The organism is Pseudomonas sp. PKS (assembly GCF_051913525.1).
Lineage (GTDB): Bacteria > Pseudomonadota > Gammaproteobacteria > Pseudomonadales > Pseudomonadaceae > Aquipseudomonas > Aquipseudomonas guariconensis_D.
Map to the genome: position 1 here is coordinate 457,510 of NZ_JBEGDO010000001.1, position 18,640 is coordinate 476,149.

The following is an 18,640-nucleotide window of genomic DNA, read 5'->3' on the forward strand; positions in this document are numbered from 1 at the left end:
TGGGAGTGGGTTTACCCGCGAAAGCGTCAGTACAGACGCCCCAAGACTTGGCCTAGAACGCCGCCTTGAAGATCGCCTCGATCTGCGCCTGGTTCGCCGGGCGTGGGTTGGTCAGCCCGCAGGCGTCCTTCAAGGCGTTGGCCGCCAGCAGCGGCACATCCTCGACCTTCGCCCCCAGCTCCGCCAACCCCGCCGGAATCCCGATCGCCGCTGCCAGGTGCTCGATGGCCGAAATCGCCGCGCTCGCGCCCTGCTCAGCATCCAGCGCACACACCTTCACGCCCATGGCCTTGGCCACATCGCGCAGCCGTGTGGCGCTGACCTGGGCGTTGAAGCGCTGCACATGGGGCAGCAACACCGCATTGCACACGCCATGAGGCAGGTCGTAGAAACCACCCAACTGGTGCGCCATGGCATGCACATACCCCAGCGAAGCGTTGTTGAACGCCATGCCCGCGAGGAACTGGGCATAGGCCATGTTCTCCCGCGCCTTCAGGTCGCCACCATCGGCCACGGCCTGGCGCAGGTTGTCGCTGATCAGGGTGATGGCCTTGAGCGCACAGGCGTCGGTGATGGGGGTTGCCGCCGTGGACACATAGGCCTCGATGGCATGGGTCAGGGCATCCATGCCGGTCGCGGCGGTGAGGCTCTGCGGCATGCCGACCATCAACGCCGGGTCGTTGACCGACAGGATCGGCGTCACGTTACGGTCGACGATGGCCATTTTCACGTGCCGCGCCTCGTCGGTGATGATGCAGAACCGCGTCATCTCGCTGGCTGTGCCAGCGGTGGTGTTGATGGCAATCAGCGGCAATTGCGGTTTACTGGAGCGGTCGACACCCTCGTAATCACTGATGTGGCCGCCGTTGGTGGCGCACAGGGCGATGCCCTTGGCACAGTCGTGGGGCGAGCCACCGCCCAGGGAAACCACACAGTCGCATCGCGCCTGGTGCAGCAAGGCCAGCCCCGCCTCGACGTTGGCGATGCTCGGATTGGGCTTGGCGCCATCGAACACCACCGAATCGATGTCGCGCATGGCCAGCATGCCGGCGATACGCTCGGCGACCCCGGCCTTGACCAGCCCTGGGTCGGTGACGATCAGTGCCTTGCGCAGGCCGAAACCTGCGATGGCGGCCATCGCCTCCTCCAGGCAATCGATACCCATGATGTTGACGGCAGGAATGAAGAACGTGCTACTCATGGCCGAATCCTCGCGAAAAGTCTGTGTACCTTCGAGGATCCGCCTGATTGCGGCGAGGGGTGTTGATCCAGCGCAAGGCCATGCCTAAATGGGCAACACAGCACCTGTAGGCGCTGGCGAAGCCTGCGATGGGCCGCACAGCGGCCCCTGATTGAACAGCGTGCGAGCGCCTACCCCAGGAACAACCGATACGCCGGGTTGTCGGTTTCATCCCAATAGCGATAGCCCATGTCATCCAGCGCCTGGGGCAGCCCCGGTAGCTCATCGCCCGGCACCTCCAGCGCGGCGAACACCCGCGCCTCGGCCGCACCGTGATTGCGGTAATGGAACAGGCTGATGTTCCAGCGCTTGCCCAAGCGTTCGAGAAAGCCCAGCAACGCCCCGGGCCGCTCGGGGAACTCGAAACGCAGCACGCGCTCATCCGCCCCTGGCGCGGCATGGCCGCCCACCGTATGGCGCACATGCAGCTTGGCCAGTTCGTTGTCGGTCAGGTCCAGCACGTTGTAGCCCTGCTCGCGCAGGCTGGCCAGCAGGTGCTCGCGCGGGTCGTGCTGGGGGTGGGTCTGCACGCCCACGAACAGCCGCGCCTCCTTGCCAGGAAAGTAGCGGTAGTTGAACTCGGTGATCTGGCGCTTGCCCAGCGCCTGGCAGAACGCCCGGAAGCTGCCGGGGCGCTCGGGGATGGTGACAGCGATGATCGCCTCGCGCTGCTCACCCAGTTCGGCGCGCTCGGCCACGTGACGCAGGCGGTCGAAATTGACGTTGGCGCCGGAATCGATCGCCACCAGGGTCTGGCCTTGGACGCCTTCGCGGGCCACGTACTTCTTGATCCCGGCCACCGCCAGCGCACCGGAGGGCTCGGTAATCGAACGGGTGTCGTCATAGATGTCCTTGATGGCCGCGCACAACTCGTCGCTGCTGACGGTCACCACCTCATCGACAAAATGGCGGCACAACTCGAAGCAATGGGCACCGACCTGCGCCACTGCCACGCCGTCGGCAAAGGTACCGACTTGCGGCAGGATCACCCGCTCGCCCGCCGCCAGGGCAGCCTGCAGGCAGTTGGAATCCTCAGGCTCGACCCCGATCACCTTGACCTGCGGGCGCAGGTACTTGACGTACGCCGCGATGCCCGCCACCAGACCACCGCCACCCACCGGCACAAAGATCGCATCCAAGGCGCCGGGTTGCTGGCGCAGAATTTCCATCGCCACGGTGCCCTGGCCGGCGATCACGTCCGGGTCGTCGAACGGCGGCACGAAGGTCGCGCCGTCGCTGTCGGCCAGTTGCAGGGCATGGGCCAGGGCATGGGGGAAGCTTTCGCCATGCAGTACCACGTGGCCTCCGCGCGAGCGCACCCCTTGGACCTTGAGCTCCGGGGTGGTGGTCGGCATGACGATGGTCGCCCGCATGCCCAGCCGCGAGGCGGCCAGCGCCACGCCTTGGGCATGGTTGCCCGCGGAGGCCGTGATCACACCGCGCTCGCGCTGGGCTGGGGTCAAGCGCGACAAGCGGGTATAGGCGCCGCGGATCTTGAAGGAGAACGTCGGTTGCAGGTCTTCGCGCTTGAGCAGCACCTGGTTGCCCAGGGTGGCCGACAGCGCAGGTGCCAGTTGCAGGGGTGTCTCGATGGCCAGGTCGTACACCGGGGCGCTGAGAATGCGGCGCACCTGTTCCGAAAGCAGTTGCGCAGGCGAGACGGTGTTACGAGGGCTGACGCTGAGGTTGGTCATCGATGACTCCTGGTGTTTTCGAGGGCCCAGGAGTCGGAAAGAAAAAACCCGCCTCCAGGGCGGGTTCGGTGCACGTACGCGCTAGCCCGCCAATCCGATAATGGCGGTAATAATAATGGCGCGACGCTGCAGGTATGGGTTCATGGGTTGGGAAATTAGCCCGCCGCCTTGTAGGAAGTCAACACCCTCTCTTTCAGGCAAATTCCCTCATACGCCGAGAGGGATGGAAAAGCCAGTCAAACCACGGCCTGACGACCGACGCTGGATGCCTTGCTAGACGTAGACGACGACTCGCCTGATGGGACGACGGCACCTGGCTGGACCAGTCGAACAGTCTGGGCTTGACTGACTGAGGGCGGACATACCCGCTGCGGCACAGCGCCAACATCAAAGGACTTCAAGGAGTTCCCGTCCAGCATGTTCAAGACCATCGAAGACCAGTTGCGCAAGCAGGTGGCCCCCGCCGCGCTGCGCGCCGAGTTCCGCCAGCACGAGTTCGAGGCCATGCGCCGGTTCTGTCTGCTGATCTTCTGCGTCAGCATCGTCATCTGGCTGATCTTCGACCTGATCGTCAGCTATCTGGGCGATCAGGCGTTCACCTGGCGATCGATGGTCTTTCTCACCGCACTCTGCGCCATCACGGTCGTGCTTGGCTTTACCCGCAAAAGCCAGCATTTCGATGTGCTCAACCTGGTGTTCATCGCGACCATCACCCTGGGCATGCGCCTGGTGATCGACGGTATCCCAATTGCCCTGCGCCCCGTATGGCTGGTGCTGGGGGTGTCGACGGTGCTCTACAGCGTTTCGGTGCTGCCCGTGCGGCGCTGGTCGTTCTTCTGTGCCATGGCCATCACCTGGCTGATGCTCAACCCTTTCCAGCACACCCGTATCGAGTTTCTCGAGCTCGAAGGGGCGATGTTGACGAGCTATGCGGTGTTTCTTTGCGGCTTGGTGATCTACGCCTATCTACGGATGCGCCAAGCCAAGCTGCACAACTTCTACCTGTCCAAGGTCCTGCTGGAACAGGCCTACATCGATGCCCTCACCGAAATCCCCAACCGCCGGTCGTTCATGCTCACGGCCGAACAGCAGTTGCGGCTGGCCGCGTCCGGGCAGTACCTGGCGATGATCGACATCGACAATTTCAAGCGCGTCAACGACCGCTTCGGCCATGACATCGGTGACGAGGTGCTCAAGCGCGTGGCCGCCCACATCAAGGCGACCATGGCCAGCTATGCCTACGCGCGCCTGGGCGGCGAAGAGTTCGCCATCTACTTCCAGGGGCTCGACCAACAAGGCGCCGAACGGCAAGTGGGGGCGCTGTGCCAGCGGGTGCGCGAAGACCTGAACGCGCACCCGGTGACCATCAGCATCGGCCTGACCCGGGTCGAGCAGGGTGACACCCTGAGCATGGCGCTGGTGCGGGCCGACCAAGCGCTGTACGAAGCCAAGCACAGTGGCAAGGACCGCTTCGTCTCCTGGTCGGCGCAACTGGCCAAAGGTGCCTAGTTGCTAGGTTGCCCGCTCTGGCCCTTTCGCGGGTCAACCTGCTCCCGCAAGGCTTGCGGTGAACCTGTGGGAGCGGCGGTTCGGCGCTCCGATTTACCCGCGAAGAATGCACCTCGGTATCAGAACAACCTGGTCATTCTCTAACCTGCCGGCAGGCGAATCCTGAACTGCGCACCACCAAGCGCCGACTGGGCCACGGTCAATGTCCCGCCCTGCCCCTCGATGGCCCGCCGGCTGATGGCAAGACCCAGCCCGAAGCCACCGGTACTGCGGTCACGGCTGCGGTCCAGCCGGTAGAACGGCTGGAAGATCCGCTCGCGCTCCTCGGGAGGGATGCCGATGCCATCATCTTCAACGGTCACCAGGCACGCGCCGTCTTCTTCCAGACGCAGGCGCAGCAGCAAGCTCTCGTCGCAATAGCGCATGGCATTGCGCACCAGGTTCTGCACGGCGCGCGCGGTCAGACGGGGGTCGAGCACAAAGCGCGGCAACCGCGTCTCGGCCCGCACTTCCCACTGGATGCCCCGCCCGTCGAGCTCTTCGGCGAACCCGCCGAGCACGCTGTCGACCAGCTCCAACAACGACACCTCGACCCGTTCGCGGGCCTGGTCGGCGTTCTGCAGCCGACTGTAGGACAACAGCTCAAGCACCAGTTCATCGAGCTCACGCACGTGTCCGACCAGTTCCAGCAGGCGCTTGCGGCACGGGGGTGGCACCTCATCGAACAACAGCACCAGGCCGAAATCCAGCCGAGTCAGCGGTGTACGCAGCTCGTGGGACACCGCATTGAGCAGCTCGCGCTGCTGGTTGACGTGCCGCTCCAGGTCGCTGGCCATGGTGTCGAACACCCCGGCCAGCTCGCCGATGTTCGAGCGCGGCGAAATATGCGTCCTTTCGGCCATCTGCCCCTGGCCTAGACGCCGGGCGGTTTCCTTCAGGCGTTCCAGGTCACGCCAGTGCGGCCACACCCACAGCAGCAGGCAACCGAGCATGGCGGCGCCGATCAGCACCGTGACACCCCAGGACAACAGGTTGATGTCCAACGGGTCGGGCGGGGTATACAGGCTCACCAGCCAGTCCTGGTCCAACGGCGCCAGGGCGGTGTCGTAGTAGCCCCAGTCGGCGATGCGCACCACATTCTGGCCTTGCGTCAGGCGCGCGCGCTCCTGCGCCGTCAGCTCGGCCTGGTCCATGCGCAGCAACTTGACTTCCAGTGGTGCGAAGCTCTGCGCCAATTGCCGCTCCACCTGCGGCCACTGCTCGCGCGGGGTTTGTTGGAACTGGCGCACCAGCAGCGACTGCACGCCCTTGGCCTGCTCCAGGTTGTAGGCCATGAAACGGTCATGGAACAGGCCGACGATGGTGTCAGGGATGAACAGCAGCGCGCCGGCGTAGGCGGCGATGATGACCAGATACAGGCGCACCAGAATCTTCAGCATGGCGCGTCAGTACTCCCACTCGACCCGGCTGAACAGATACCCCTTGCCCCACACGGTCTTGATCTTGCGCGCCTCGCCGGCATGGTCATCGAACTTGCGCCGCAGCTTGGAGATGGCCACGTCCACCGAGCGGTCGGTACCGTTGAACTCGATGCCGCGCAGTTGCTGGAGAATGCGGTCGCGGCTGAGCACCTCGCCGGCATTGCGGGCCAGCACCACCAACAGGTTGTACTCGCTGCTGGACAGCTCCACCTCGTCGCCGCGCCAGGTGACGACGCGCTCAGCCAGGTCGATGCGCAAGCCCCCGACCTGGATCAGGTCGCTGTCCAGCCTGGGTTCGTTGACCGTGCTGCGACGCAGCAAGGTGCGTACCCGTGCCAGCAGCACGCGTGGTTCGCACGGCTTGGTGACGTAATCGTCGGCGCCCATCTCCAGCCCCAGCACCTGGTCGTGGCTGTCGTCGCGGGCAGTCAGCATGAGGATCGGCAGGGATTGCGACTCCTGACGCAGCAAGCGGCACACCTGCAGGCCGTCCAGGCCCGGCAACATCAGGTCAAGCACCACCAGATCGGGCTTTTGCCGGCGGAACTCTTCCAGCACGTGGTCGCCACGGGCGATCACCCGGACGTGAAAATCGTTGCGTTGCAAGTAGCTGGCGATCAGTTCGGACAAGGCACTGTCGTCTTCGACCAGGAGAATATTCGGCATAGGCGGTGAGAAGAACGGGTGAATGAAGAGGATTGACGCGCTGCAGGATATAGAATCCCAGGGCCGTCAATGAGAATTCTTACACTTTTTCACATTCGCCCTACATAGCTTCACAGCCATCGCAGGAGCGGCTGCCTTAGCATAGGCTCGGTCATTCTCGGAAGATCCGCATGTCAACTTCTTTCCCTTATCGCCTGCGCCCCTTGGCGCTTCTGGCGTTGCTGACCCTGTCGCTGGCCGGCTGCAACGACGCCGCCGAGCAGGACGCGCAGACACCCCCGCCCCAGGTCCGGGTCGAGACCGTGCAGGTCCAGCCCCTGGCCATCAGCACTGAGCTCAGCGGTCGCATCCTCGCGCCGCGCACTGCCGAGGTCCGCGCACGGGTCAGCGGCGTGGTGCTCAAGCGTGTGTACCGCGAAGGCAGCGACGTCAAACAGGGCGATGTCCTGTTCCTGATCGATCCTGCGCCGTTCAAGGCCGACCACGACGCCGCCCGTGCCACCTTGGCCAAAGCCGAGGCCAACCTGTACCAGGCGCGCCTGCAGGAGCAGCGTTACCGCGAGCTGGTGGACGACAAGGCGGTCAGCCGCCAGGAGTACGACAATGCCCGCGCCGCCTTCCTCCAGGCTGGGGCTATCGTGGCCGAGGCCAAGGCAGCCCTGGAACGTGCCCGCCTGAACCTGGGCTACGCCACGGTCACCGCGCCGATCTCCGGACGCATCGGCCGGGCCCAGGTCACCGAGGGCGCATTGGTGGGCCAGAACGAAACCACACCGCTGGCGACCATCCAGCAGTTGGACCCGATCCACGCCGACGTCACCCAGTCGACCCGTGAGCTCAATACCCTTCGCCGGGCCATGCGCGCCGGCGAGTTGCAGCAGGTCGGCGAAGGCCAGGCCAGGGCGACCTTGATCCAGGACGACGGCACGGCCTACCCGCTGCCGGGCAAGCTGCTGTTCTCAGACATCAGCGTCGACCCGAGCACCAACCAGATCACCCTGCGCAGCGAGTTCCCCAACCCGGACCTCGACCTGCTGCCGGGCAGCTATGTGCGTGTGCGCCTGGACCAGGCCGTGCAACCGAAGGGCATCAGCGTGCCGCAGCGCGCCATCCTGCGCGACAGCGCCGGCGTGCCCAAGGTGCTGGTGGTCGATGAGCAGGCGCGCATCAGCGAACGCCAGGTGGTACTGGGCAACGCCCAGGGCGACCGCTGGATCGTCATCCAAGGGCTGGCCGCCGGCGAGCGCGTGGTGATCGAAGGCCTGCAACACGTCAAGGCCGGCGACCAGGTCCAGGTCGACACTGCCCGAGAGGCCTTGCCCATCGTTCAGCACACTGGCCAGTGAGGGCCTGATTCATGCCGCAGTTCTTCATCGACCGCCCGGTATTCGCCTGGGTGGTCGCGCTGTTCATCCTGCTTGCCGGCGCCCTGGCCCTGCCCCAGTTGCCGGTGGCCCAATACCCCAACGTGGCGCCGCCACAGGTGGAAATCTACGCGGTCTACCCGGGCGCCTCGGCGGCGACCATGGACGAAAGCGTGGTCAGCCTGATCGAGCAGGAGCTCAACGGCGCCGACAACCTGTTGTACTTCGAGTCCCAGAGCAGCCTGGGCAGCGCCACCATCACTGCCACCTTCGAGCCGGGCACCCACCCGGACCTGGCCCAGGTGGACGTGCAGAACCGCCTGAAGGTGGTCGAGTCGCGCCTGCCACGCCCGGTGACGCAGCAGGGCCTGCAAGTGGAGAAGGTCTCCACAGGCTTTTTGCTGCTGGCCACCCTCACTTCCGAGGACGGCAACCTCGATGAGACCGCCCTCTCCGATATCCTCGCGCGCAACGTGATGAACGAGATCCGCCGCCTCAAGGGCGTGGGCAAGGCCCAGCTGTATGGCTCGGAGCGGGCCATGCGGATCTGGATCGACCCGCAGAAGCTGATCGGTTTCAACCTCACGCCCAATGACGTGGCCGACGCCATCGCCGCGCAGAACGCCCAGGTCGCACCCGGCAGCATCGGCGATCTGCCCGGGCGCGGCACCCAGGAAATCACCGCCAACGTGGTGGTCAAGGGCCAGTTGAGCACGCCCGAGGAATTTGCCGCCATCGTCCTGCGCGCCAACCCCGATGGTTCCTCGGTGACCATCGGCGATGTCGCCCGGGTGGAGATCGGCGCCCAGGAATACCAGTACGGCACCCGCCTCAACGGCAAACCGTCCACTGCCTTCAGCGTGCAGCTCTCACCGGGCGCCAACGCCATGGAGACCGCGACCCTGGTGCGGGCCAAGATGCAAGAGCTGGCGCGTTACTTCCCCGAGGGCGTGCGCTATGACATCCCCTACGACACCTCACCCTTCGTCAAAGTGTCGATCCAGCAGGTGATCAGCACCCTGTTCGAGGCCATGCTGCTGGTGTTCCTGGTGATGTTCCTGTTCCTGCAGAACATCCGCTACACCCTGATTCCGACCCTGGTGGTGCCCGTGGCGCTGATGGGGACCTTCGCCACGATGCTGGCACTGGGCTTTTCGGTGAACGTGCTGACGTTGTTCGGCATGGTCCTGGCTATCGGCATCCTGGTGGACGATGCCATCGTGGTGGTGGAGAACGTCGAACGGATCATGGCCGAGGAAGGCCTCTCGCCCAAGCAGGCCACGCGCAAGGCCATGGGCCAGATCAGCGGCGCCATCGTCGGCATCACCCTGGTGCTGGTGGCGGTGTTCCTGCCGATGGCCTTCATGAAGGGCTCGGTGGGGGTGATCTACCAGCAGTTCTCGGTGTCGATGGCGGTGTCGATCCTGTTCTCGGCGTTCCTGGCCCTGAGCCTGACCCCGGCCCTGTGCGCGACCCTGCTCAAGCCCTTGGCCAAAGGCGAGCACCATGAGCGCAAAGGTTTCTTCGGCTGGTTCAACCGCCGCTTCGAACGCATGAGCGAAGGCTATCAGCACTGGGTGGTGCACGCCCTCAAGCGCAGCGGCCGCTACCTGTTGGTGTATGGCGTACTGCTGGCGGTGCTCGGCTATGGCTTCAGCCAACTGCCGAGCGCCTTCCTGCCCACCGAGGACCAGGGCTACACCATCACCGACATCCAGTTGCCGCCGGGTGCCAGCCGCATGCGCACCGAGCAGGTGGCTGCGCAGATCGAGGCGCACAACGCCGGCGAACCTGGCGTGGGCAACACCACACTGATCCTGGGCTTCAGCTTCTCGGGTAGCGGGCAGAACGCGGCGCTGGCATTCACCACGCTCAAGGACTGGTCCGAGCGCGGCGCCGAGGACAGCGCCCAATCGATCGCCGACCGCGCAACCGAGGCCTTTGCTCAGCTCAAGGACGCGGTGGCGTATTCCGTGCTGCCACCGCCCATCGATGGGCTGGGTGAATCCACCGGCTTCGAGTTCCGCTTACAGGACCGCGGCGGCATGGGCCATGAGGCGCTGATGGCGGCACGTGACCAATTGCTGGACGAGGCCCGCAAGAGCAAGGTGCTGACCAACGTGCGCGAAGCCTCGCTGGCCGAGAGCCCGCAGGTGCAACTGGAGATCGACCGCCGCCAGGCCAACGCCCTGGGTGTGTCGTTCGCCGATATCGGCGCGGTGCTCGACACGGCCGTGGGCTCGAACTACGTCAACGACTTCCCCAACCAGGGCCGCATGCAGCGGGTGGTGGTGCAGGCCGAAGGCGATCAACGCAGTCAGGTGGAAGACCTGCTCAAGATCCACGTGCGCAACAACAGCGGCAAGATGGTGCCCCTGGGGGCATTCGTGCAGGCCAAGTGGGTCAGTGGCCCGGTGCAGTTGACCCGTTATAACGGCTACCCGGCGGTGTCCATCTCCGGTGAGCCCGCCGCTGGCTACAGCTCCGGCGAGGCCATGACCGAAATCCAGCGTCTGGTCGACCAGTTGCCGGCCGGCGCCGGCCTTGAGTGGACGGGCCTGTCGCTGCAGGAGCGGTTGTCCGGCAGCCAGGCGCCGCTGCTGATGGCGCTGTCGCTGCTGGTGGTGTTCCTGTGCCTGGCGGCGCTGTACGAGAGCTGGTCGATCCCCACCGCGGTGCTGCTGGTGGTCCCGCTGGGCGTGCTCGGCGCCGTGCTGGCGGTGACCTTGCGCGGCATGCCCAACGATGTGTTCTTCAAGGTCGGCCTGATCACCCTGATCGGTCTGTCGGCGAAGAACGCGATCCTGATCATCGAGTTCGCCAAGAGCCTGGTGGACCAGGGCCAGGACCCGGTGAGCGCCGCCGTGCAGGCTGCACGCCTGCGCTTGCGGCCGATCGTGATGACCTCGCTGGCGTTCATCCTCGGCGTGGTGCCCCTGGCCATCGCCACAGGCGCAAGCTCGGCGAGCCAGCAGGCCATCGGCACCGGCGTGATCGGCGGCATGCTCAGCGCCACCCTGGCGGTGGTGTTCGTGCCGGTGTTCTTCGTGGTGGTGATGCGCCTGGCCGGGCGGCGCCAGGCCAAGGACAGCCAGGCGCAGCCCTACGAAGCCTGACTGGACAACACCTGCGTGACATGGGAGGGTTCCCGGCAATGACTGCCTGGAACCCTTTTTCATGTCTGCTCCCCTGCCCCCTTGTTCCGTTCTCATTCTTGCCGGCGGCCGCGGCCAGCGCATGGGCGGCCGCGACAAAGGCCTGGTGCCCTGGCACGGCGAGCCGCTGGTGGCCCACGTGCAGCGGGTGGTGCGGCCGCTGAGTGACGATGTGGTGATCTCGTGCAACCGCAACCACGAGGCATACCGGGCCTATGCCGATCAGTTGGTGTCCGACACCGAGGCGGACTTCCCGGGCCCGCTGGCCGGCGTGATCGCCGGGCTCGCGGCTGCGCGGCATGATTGGGTGGTGGTGCTGGCGTGCGATGCGCCACGCCTGGATCAAGCGTTGGTCACCGACCTGCTGCGCTTGGCGGTCGAACACGATAGCCCGGCCATGGTGCGCCAGGGTGGGTACTGGCAGCCGATGTTCAGTGTGCTGCCGCGCAAAGTATTGCCGCTGCTGGAGCAGGCCTGGAGCACTGGCGAACGGAGCTTGCAGAAGGCCCTGTTGCGCGCGTCCGTGCAAGGGTTGGAATGTACCGAGACAGATAGTCGGCTGAGCAACTTCAACAGCCCCCAGTGGCTCGAACAGTGACCAGGGCCGCTGCGCGGCCCATAGCAGGCTTGGCCAGTACCCCCAGGCGCCATCCCCGATCGTACGGATACTTACTACACGCCAGCCCAGACACCACCAATCGCGACCTCAGAAGGCCAAGTGGAGGTGTCTGGAGGGGTTGGCGCGCAGCGCCCTTCGGCGCAGCCGAAGTCGCGAGATGGAGGCTTGCGCAGCAAGCCGGAGGCCGCGAAGCCCCGCAAGGCACCGGAGCGCAGGGAACCCCGGAGCGCAGCGCAGGGGCCGTATGGGGGAGCCAACGGCTTTGGTTACTTTGGCCAAGACCAAAGTAACCCGCCGTAAAGGCGGAAAGCGCCAGTGGCGTCACCACCAAAAAAATGGATACAACCAAAACCCCAAAAACCCAAACCTACCCTTTCAACGCCTCGATACTGATTTCCCGCATCCGAAACTTCTGCACCTTCCCCGTCACCGTCATCGGAAACTCCTCCACGAAGCGGAAGTAACGCGGCACCTTGAAGTGCGCGATGCGGGCCTTGGCCCAGTCGCGCAGTTCTTCTTCGCTGGCGACATGCCCGGGATGGAAGCGAATCCAGGCCACGATCTCCTCGCCATACTTGCTGCACGGAATGCCGATCACCTGCACATCGGCCACCGCCGGATGGGTGAAGAAGAACTCCTCCAGCTCCCGCGGATAGATGTTCTCGCCACCACGAATGATCATGTCCTTGCTGCGCCCGACGATGCGCACATACCCATGCTCGTCCATTACCGCCAGGTCACCGGTGTGCATCCAGCCCTCAGCGTCGATGCTCTCGGCGCTGGCCTTGGGGTTGTTCCAGTAACCGAGCATCACGCTGTAGCCACGGGTGCACAGCTCGCCGATCTCCCCTCGGGGCACGGTGGCGCCTTCGGCGTCGATGATCTTGTTTTCCAGCCGAGGCTGGGTACGTCCCACCGTGGTCACGCGCAGTTCCAGCTCATCGTCCGGTCCGGTCTGCAGCGACACCGGGCTGGTCTCGGTCATGCCGTAGGCGATCTGCACCTCGGCCATGTGCATCTCGTCGATCACCCGGCGCATCACCTCGATCGGACACGTGGCGCCCGCCATGATGCCGGTGCGCAGGCTGGAGAGGTCGAATTCGCCGCGTTGGGGATGATCGAGCTCGGCAATGAACATCGTCGGCACCCCATATAGCGCGGTGGCACGTTCCTCGGACACCGCGCGCAGAGTGGCCAGCGGGTCGAAGGCGTCGTTGGGGTAAATCAGGGTACTGCCGTGGGTGAGGCAGCCTAGGTTGGCCATGACCATGCCGAAACAGTGATACAGCGGCACCGGCACCACCAGGCGGTCGTGCTCGGTCAGGCCCAGGCTTTCGCCGACCATGTAGCCGTTGTTGAGGATGTTCTGGTGGCTCAGGGTCGCCCCTTTGGGGAAACCGGTGGTGCCCGAGGTGTACTGGATGTTGATCGGATCGTTTGGCTGCAACTGCGCCTGGCGCTCGGCCAACGCCTGCGCGCTGACTTCATCGGCACGGGCCTGCAGGTCATCCCAGGCGAGAAAGCCCGCCGGCGGTTCCTTGGCCAGGCTGATGACGCCGCGCAACTCAGGCAAGCGTTCGCAGTGCAGCTCACCCGGGCGGCTGCCCTGCAGCCCGGGCACCAGGCCCAGCAGCATGGCGTGGTAGTCGGAGGTCTTGAAGGCACCCGCGCAGATCACCCAGCGGCAACCGGCCTGCCCCAGTGCATAGTCCAGTTCGCTGCTGCGATAAGCCGGATTGATATTGACCAGGATGGCCCCGACCTTGGCGCTGGCGAACTGGGTGATGCACCACTGGGCGCAGTTCGGTGCCCAGATGCCCAGACGATCGCCGGCCTGCACCCCCAGGGCCATCAACGCACGGGCATGGCGGTCGACGGCCTCGGCCAGCTCTCGCCAGGTGTAGCGCAGCCCTTGGTGACGAACGATCAGGGCGTCGCGATCAGGGAAGCGCGCGACGGTGGCGTCGAAGGCATCGCCGATACAGTGAGTGAGCAAGGCCTTGTCCGGGCTGCCCTGGGAGTAGCTTGGCTGAGGCATGGGGGTTCTCTTGTTGTTCTGGCGTTTACCGATCAGCCTCTTCGCGGGTAAACCCGCGAAGAAGCCCACACCGACCTAGCGGACGAACACCTGGGTGGTGGTGATCGCCATGTCCCCGCCAGGCAGCTTGATGTTCTTCACCTTCTTCATCGTCTGCGGGTCGAACACCGCGATGTCGTTGAAGGTCCCGGCCAGGTAGAGCTTGCTGCCGGCACGGTCGAACGCCACGCAGTAGTAAGTGTGGTCCAGGTTCGCAGCCTGGATCAGCTTGCGTTCCTTGATGTCATAGCGGGCCAGGCGATTGAGCACGCCGTACATCTGGTTAGGGTCCTTGGGCGAGCGCAGGCCGGTGAAGTACAGCTCGGTGAGGTCGGCGAACTCCTGGGTGTGGGTCTTGCCGGTTTTCAGGTCCACGGTCAGGTAGCCATACAGCAGCGCGGCCTCGTTCGGGTCCTGCTTGGCGTCCTTGAACTTGGCCACGGTGTAGAGCATGGAGAACTCGTGACGGCCAGTCTGGTGCGGCCAGAAGTACAGCACGTCCGGCGCGCTGTAGCCTGGGCGGTTCCAGTTGCGCAGGGGCAAGGCCACCTCGTACTTGCCGGTGTTCACGTCCATCTTGTAGATGTCCGCCCCGGCCACGTACAGGCTGCCGTCGTCCCCGGCGCGCATCAGGTAGACCTGGCGCGGCATGGGGAAGTGGCGAACCGGCTTGGCATTGAGCCCATCGGCAGTGCGGAACACCTCAAGGCGCGGCGGCTTGACCACGTAGTGGTCGTTCAGGCGCTGGGTCGGGTTGACCGTGGCATACACTTCCTTGCCGTCGGGGCTGATGGCGAAGGAGAACATCGAGCGCCCCACCTCCCCTGGCACGTTGGATAGGTTGGCGTGGAAGGTGGTGCCACAGGTGTCCAGGTCGATGCCGTAGATGTCGCCGAAATGGTTGTTCAGCACGTAGGCGGTGCGCTTGTCCGGCGCCATCATCGCCGTGCCGGGACCGAAGGCATCGGGCATGCGGCAGGTCTTGTAGAGCGTGTCGCTGGCCACGTCCACCACGTGCAGGTTGTTCGGGTAGTTGGTGGCGATCAGGTACTCGTGGCCGGCCTTGAGGGCGGGCCCGGTGTCAGCGGCCTGGGCCGTCCAGGCGCCGGCACAGACGGCGGCGGTGAGCGCGAGCTGTGCGCAGAATCCAGGTTTCATGCGGTTTCCCCTTGTTGTTCTTGTCTGGCCGGTCACTTGTCTTTCGGGAACACGGTGCCCAGGTTGCGCCAGTCTTCCATCGAGTTGGTGGCCTGGGCGTTCCAGTCCTGGTAGGTGCTCATCATGTCCGGCACCTGGGCAGGCCACCAGCACGGGTCGGAGCAGCCATACAGGTCCGCCTCCATCGGCTGGCAGAGGGAGCTGACGCCGCCAAAGGCGTCCACTTCCCAGCCCGGGTCGGTGGTGGCGGTGCAGCCTGCCACCGCGCTCATGGCCACGACCTCTTCCACACGGTCTTCGGCGGCGGCCTGCTCAAGGATGCGGGCCTTGTTGTTCAGGGGCTTCAAGTGCTTCATGTCAGTGCGCCTTCCGCGGAGTGATGTAGCGATCGATGAAGGCCGGATTGGCGGCCATGATGCGGCTGTAGACTTCGATGCCGAAGTCCACCCAGTCACGCATCAGTTCGCAGTAGTGGTAGGTCGGATGGGTGGGGTCGCCATAGCGCGCGTAGCTTTCGTGGTAGCAGCCACCGGAGCACAGGTTGCGGATACGGCAGCTGTCGCAACCGGTGCCGCTGCGGTCCAGGCGCTGGGACAGAAAATCATTGAGCTGCGCCTGCTTCACGCCTTGGTGCACATTGCCGAAGGTGGGCAGGCTGGAGCCGGTGAAGCGATGGCAGAGATTGAGCTCGCCTTCATGATCCACGGCCAGCATCTTCAAGCCGGCGCCACACGGCAGGGCCTTCTTGTGGCCCTCGTGGATGTCGGTGATCAGCTGGTGCAGGTTGGAAAAACCGATGTTGCGATGCTCCAGTGCCGCCTCCAGGTAGCGCCGGCCCAGGGCCTTCATGTTGGCGAAGACCTGCACCAGCTCCTCGCCGGTCAGATTGAAGCTGGCCATGTCGCCGGAGGTGACCGGGGCAAAACCCACTTCGGCGAACCCTAGCTCGTTGAACAGGTGGTTCCAGATGGTCTCAACGTCGGTGATGCCACGGGTCAGGGTGACCCGCGCACCGACTGGCCGGCTGTGGTAGCGCGACAACAGCATGTCGACCTTGCGCCGCACCACGTCATAGGTGCCCTGCCCGCCCACGGTGATGCGATTGCGGTCGTGCACGGTCTTGGGCCCATCGATGCTCACCGAAAGGCCAAAGCGATGGGCGTTGAGCCAATCGACGATCTCTTCGGTGAGCAGCGTGGCATTGGTGGTCATGATGAACTCGACCTGCTTGCCCGCCTCGGCGAAACGCCGCTCGCAGTAGGCGACCATGTGCTCGATCAGCGGCCGGTTGGACAGCGGCTCGCCGCCGAAGAACACCACGCTGTAGCGCTGCTCGTCGGGCGATTCCTTGAGCAGCATTTCCACCGAGGCCTCGGCGGTGGCGGTGCTCATCTTCTTGCCAGCCGAGGGTTTGTCCAGGTCTTCCTTGTAGCAGTAGGTGCAGCTCAGGTTGCAGCCGGTGTTGACGTTGAGCACCACGGTGTTGAGCGCCGTGCGCTCGACCTTGCGCAGGGCGATCTCCGGCGTCAGTGGCGAGCCGTCGCTGACCAGCTCAAGAGCGATTAGCTCGCGCAGCGTGTCTTCGATGTCCTGACCGGCGAAGCGCTGGCCCAGGCGCTGCACCAGTTCCTCGGCGGAGCAGCCCTGTTGGCGCAAGGTGTCGATGATGTCGCCGGTCACCGCGTCGGCGGCGAACAGCGAACTGCTGGGGATATGAAAGAGCATGCGGTCGGCATCCACCCGCACCTCGTGCAGGTTGCGTTCGACCAGGTTCAATAGTGCGCCCATGGCGACCTCTCGATGATTCTTCAGCCCGTTCTTGGATGGCACGCGCGACAACCGGCCGTCATGGCAACGGTGGGTTGTTCCAGCGCTGCACGGTGACGATCATGTGACCTTCGCCCTTCTGGCCGCCGTCTTCGAGTTCGGCGATGACCTTCAGGTTGCCGGCGTTGTTGGTCATCATCTTGCGCTCGGGGTTGGGGCCGGCGCCGGCTGGCATGAAGATGCCGTCGGCTTGCATCTGGCCTGCGAACTTCACGTCCTCGTCTTCCACGGCGCGTTCGTTGAACGGCTCAACCTTCCACTTGGCCGGCAGGTAGCCGATGCGCAGGGGCTGGCCACTGGCGTCCTTGCCCCAGGCCTCGGCCTCGAAGCGGCCCTGGACCTTGGGCGTGGAGCCGCCGTTCTCACCAATACGGGCGATGGAGAAGGCCGGGACCACCTTGACCTCCTCGACCTTGTCGTACACCGCCAGATTCACGCCCTTGAGCGCGCCGATGGCCACCTCGCGCTGCCCCGGCGCGGCATCGGCCGCAGCGCGGGCCTTGACCCGAACCTGCGTCGGCGTGGACTCCAGCACCTCGGTCACCTCGACCCCGGCCCCCAGTGTCGGCTTGCCGGCCAGGCCGCTGCCGACCAGGGTGATCTCGCTTTCGCTGCCCGCCTTGATGAACGCCGGCTGCACCGCCAGCAGGCGTGCCTTGCCCTCCTTCACCGCGCTGAAGTCCAGGCCACGCTCGTCGTGCTCGGCCTCGAACATGCGGCCTTTCATCTCGCCATCGAGTGCGGCGAACACCTGACGCAAGTTGCTGTCGCCGACCTTCACATTGCCGCGCCACTCGTAGCCGTTGTAGAGAATCGCCGAGCCGCTGCCATTGAAAGGCGTGCCGTCGGCGTACGTGCCCTTGACCTCGACCTTGAAGGTGTCGTCCTTGTCGGCAGTCACGCTCATCACACCGCGCACATCGCCCTTGGCCAGCATGTGCCCGCTGAAGGCCCACTGGCCCGGCAAGGCATCGGCCTTGGGCCGGGTCTTGAGCCATTGGGTCCAGGCCGGGTTGTCGAGGGGGTAGCGCTTGGCCAGGTCCGGGACCATCTGCTTGAGGGCGATGTCCAGCCAGTCGCGGTCGCGGGCCTGGGCTTGGTATTCGAGGGACGGCCATTGGCCGAGGTGGAAGTTGACCAGGTGTTCCCATTCCTGAGCCGGGCGACGCTGCAAGGCGACACGGGCGCCGGAGTGGCAACGGCCGCACATCTGGCTGGTCTGGTCGTCGAAATGCTCGACGGTATTGAGCCGGCGCTCCATGGCGTAACGCACGCCTTCGGTCTCACTGGGTGCCAGGCCCTGCTTGTCCGCCAGGTACTTGACCAGGGTGCGACGGTCATCGTCGCTGATCTGCAGGCCGTGCATCACCTGCATGCGCGCGATGCTCATCAGCCAGCCCTCAGGCGTCTTGCGCTGATGGCTGATACGGCTGTAACTGTCGTTACCTTCGGGGATGTGGCACCCCATGCACTTCGATTGCAACAGGCTCGGGCCCTGCTCGGCCGCCATGGCCTGGGTGCTCAGCAGTGCGGCGGCGACCAGCGCCAGTTTGCCCGCATGCCGCCGGAGTCGAGTCGTCTTCAAGGTCAGACCTCCACGGTGTTGTTCTTATCGTTATCGCACGCTCTGATACCGCTGGTGCATGTGACGAGGGCTGATACAGAAAGTGTGCCAGCCTCCGCAAAAACCTTTGTTTTCAATAGGTTGATTGATTTTTCCCTTGGATTTCATATAGCCACCGGCGAACCGGAACGTCCCATTTCGCGACAGGCTGTTTCAGTGTGAGACACGGCTCCGGGGGGGGGGGGGGGGGGGGGGGGGGGGGGGGGGGGGGGGGGGGGGGGGGGGG

Annotated in this window: 13 protein-coding genes; 4 read left to right on the forward strand and 9 right to left on the reverse strand. The window is 64.9% G+C overall.

Features of this window, described 5'->3' with window-relative positions:
• Positions 1–52 precede the first annotated feature (52 nt).
• Positions 53–1,201: an L-threonine dehydrogenase gene (gene yiaY, locus ABOA88_RS02180; protein ID WP_196171246.1), complete on the reverse strand. Its 1,149-nt coding sequence runs from the start codon at positions 1,199–1,201 to the stop codon at positions 53–55.
• Positions 1,202–1,371: 170 nt separating this feature from the next.
• Positions 1,372–2,934: a threonine ammonia-lyase, biosynthetic gene (ilvA, locus tag ABOA88_RS02185; RefSeq protein WP_196171247.1), complete on the reverse strand. Its 1,563-nt coding sequence runs from the start codon at positions 2,932–2,934 to the stop codon at positions 1,372–1,374.
• A 417-nt stretch (positions 2,935–3,351) separates the two neighbouring features.
• Between ilvA and ABOA88_RS02190 the strand changes: the two genes are divergently transcribed.
• Entirely contained in the window at positions 3,352–4,443 is a 1,092-nt protein-coding gene (locus ABOA88_RS02190) for a GGDEF domain-containing protein (protein WP_196171248.1), read from the forward strand.
• Positions 4,444–4,583: 140 nt separating this feature from the next.
• Here the strand turns inward: ABOA88_RS02190 and ABOA88_RS02195 are convergent, their stop codons facing one another.
• On the reverse strand, positions 4,584–5,882 hold the full coding sequence (locus ABOA88_RS02195) for an ATP-binding protein (protein ID WP_196171249.1): 1,299 nt from the start codon (positions 5,880–5,882) through the stop codon (positions 4,584–4,586).
• A gap of 6 nt (positions 5,883–5,888) precedes the next feature.
• Positions 5,889–6,590, reverse strand: coding sequence for a response regulator transcription factor (locus ABOA88_RS02200; protein ID WP_043213365.1), 702 nt, complete (start codon positions 6,588–6,590; stop codon positions 5,889–5,891).
• 170 nt (positions 6,591–6,760) lie between these two features.
• Here ABOA88_RS02200 and ABOA88_RS02205 point away from each other — a divergent pair, with 170 nt between their 5' ends.
• The 3 genes from ABOA88_RS02205 to mobA all read left to right on the forward strand — a co-directional run bounded on the left by ABOA88_RS02205 (position 6,761) and on the right by mobA (position 11,707).
• The gene (locus tag ABOA88_RS02205; RefSeq protein ID WP_367850909.1) at positions 6,761–7,936 is read left to right on the forward strand and encodes an efflux RND transporter periplasmic adaptor subunit; all 1,176 of its coding nucleotides are present in this window, start codon (positions 6,761–6,763) and stop codon (positions 7,934–7,936) included.
• A gap of 11 nt (positions 7,937–7,947) precedes the next feature.
• A complete protein-coding gene (locus tag ABOA88_RS02210) occupies positions 7,948–11,070 on the forward strand; it encodes a multidrug efflux RND transporter permease subunit (RefSeq protein WP_367850910.1) in 3,123 nt (1,040 codons plus the stop codon).
• Between the two features lie 61 nt (positions 11,071–11,131).
• Positions 11,132–11,707, forward strand: a complete 576-nt coding sequence (mobA, locus tag ABOA88_RS02215) for a molybdenum cofactor guanylyltransferase MobA (RefSeq protein ID WP_367850911.1) — start codon at positions 11,132–11,134, stop codon at positions 11,705–11,707.
• A 388-nt stretch (positions 11,708–12,095) separates the two neighbouring features.
• On the opposite strand, the gene ABOA88_RS02220 is transcribed toward mobA, so the two are convergent.
• The 5 genes from ABOA88_RS02220 to peaA all read right to left on the reverse strand — a co-directional run bounded on the left by ABOA88_RS02220 (position 12,096) and on the right by peaA (position 18,375).
• Complete coding sequence (locus ABOA88_RS02220) at positions 12,096–13,766, reverse strand: fatty acid CoA ligase family protein (RefSeq protein ID WP_196171253.1); 1,671 nt, start codon at positions 13,764–13,766, stop codon at positions 12,096–12,098.
• 75 nt (positions 13,767–13,841) lie between these two features.
• A complete protein-coding gene (gene peaD, locus ABOA88_RS02225) occupies positions 13,842–14,963 on the reverse strand; it encodes a quinohemoprotein amine dehydrogenase subunit beta (protein ID WP_196171254.1) in 1,122 nt (373 codons plus the stop codon).
• Between the two features lie 32 nt (positions 14,964–14,995).
• Positions 14,996–15,319 (reverse strand): quinohemoprotein amine dehydrogenase subunit gamma, encoded by a 324-nt coding sequence (gene qhpC / locus ABOA88_RS02230; protein ID WP_043214471.1) that lies wholly within the window; start codon positions 15,317–15,319, stop codon positions 14,996–14,998.
• Position 15,320: 1 nt separating this feature from the next.
• Positions 15,321–16,751, reverse strand: a complete 1,431-nt coding sequence (peaB, locus tag ABOA88_RS02235; protein ID WP_196171255.1) for a quinohemoprotein amine dehydrogenase maturation protein — start codon at positions 16,749–16,751, stop codon at positions 15,321–15,323.
• 58 nt (positions 16,752–16,809) lie between these two features.
• Entirely contained in the window at positions 16,810–18,375 is a 1,566-nt protein-coding gene (gene peaA / locus ABOA88_RS02240) for a quinohemoprotein amine dehydrogenase subunit alpha (protein WP_196171256.1), read from the reverse strand.
• Positions 18,376–18,640: the final 265 nt, after the last annotated feature.

Bases quoted from the DNA above. Each gene is read 5' to 3' on its own strand.
- yiaY (WP_196171246.1), bottom strand. From the start codon at position 1,201: ATGAGTAGCACGTTCTTCATTCCTGCCGTCAACATCATGGGTATCGAT.
- ilvA (WP_196171247.1), bottom strand. From the start codon at position 2,934: ATGACCAACCTCAGCGTCAGCCCTCGTAACACCGTCTCGCCTGCGCAA.
- ABOA88_RS02190 (WP_196171248.1), top strand. From the start codon at position 3,352: ATGTTCAAGACCATCGAAGACCAGTTGCGCAAGCAGGTGGCCCCCGCC.
- ABOA88_RS02195 (WP_196171249.1), bottom strand. From the start codon at position 5,882: ATGCTGAAGATTCTGGTGCGCCTGTATCTGGTCATCATCGCCGCCTAC.
- ABOA88_RS02200 (WP_043213365.1), bottom strand. From the start codon at position 6,590: ATGCCGAATATTCTCCTGGTCGAAGACGACAGTGCCTTGTCCGAACTG.
- ABOA88_RS02205 (WP_367850909.1), top strand. From the start codon at position 6,761: ATGTCAACTTCTTTCCCTTATCGCCTGCGCCCCTTGGCGCTTCTGGCG.
- ABOA88_RS02210 (WP_367850910.1), top strand. From the start codon at position 7,948: ATGCCGCAGTTCTTCATCGACCGCCCGGTATTCGCCTGGGTGGTCGCG.
- mobA (WP_367850911.1), top strand. From the start codon at position 11,132: ATGTCTGCTCCCCTGCCCCCTTGTTCCGTTCTCATTCTTGCCGGCGGC.
- ABOA88_RS02220 (WP_196171253.1), bottom strand. From the start codon at position 13,766: ATGCCTCAGCCAAGCTACTCCCAGGGCAGCCCGGACAAGGCCTTGCTC.
- peaD (WP_196171254.1), bottom strand. From the start codon at position 14,963: ATGAAACCTGGATTCTGCGCACAGCTCGCGCTCACCGCCGCCGTCTGT.
- qhpC (WP_043214471.1), bottom strand. From the start codon at position 15,319: ATGAAGCACTTGAAGCCCCTGAACAACAAGGCCCGCATCCTTGAGCAG.
- peaB (WP_196171255.1), bottom strand. From the start codon at position 16,751: ATGGGCGCACTATTGAACCTGGTCGAACGCAACCTGCACGAGGTGCGG.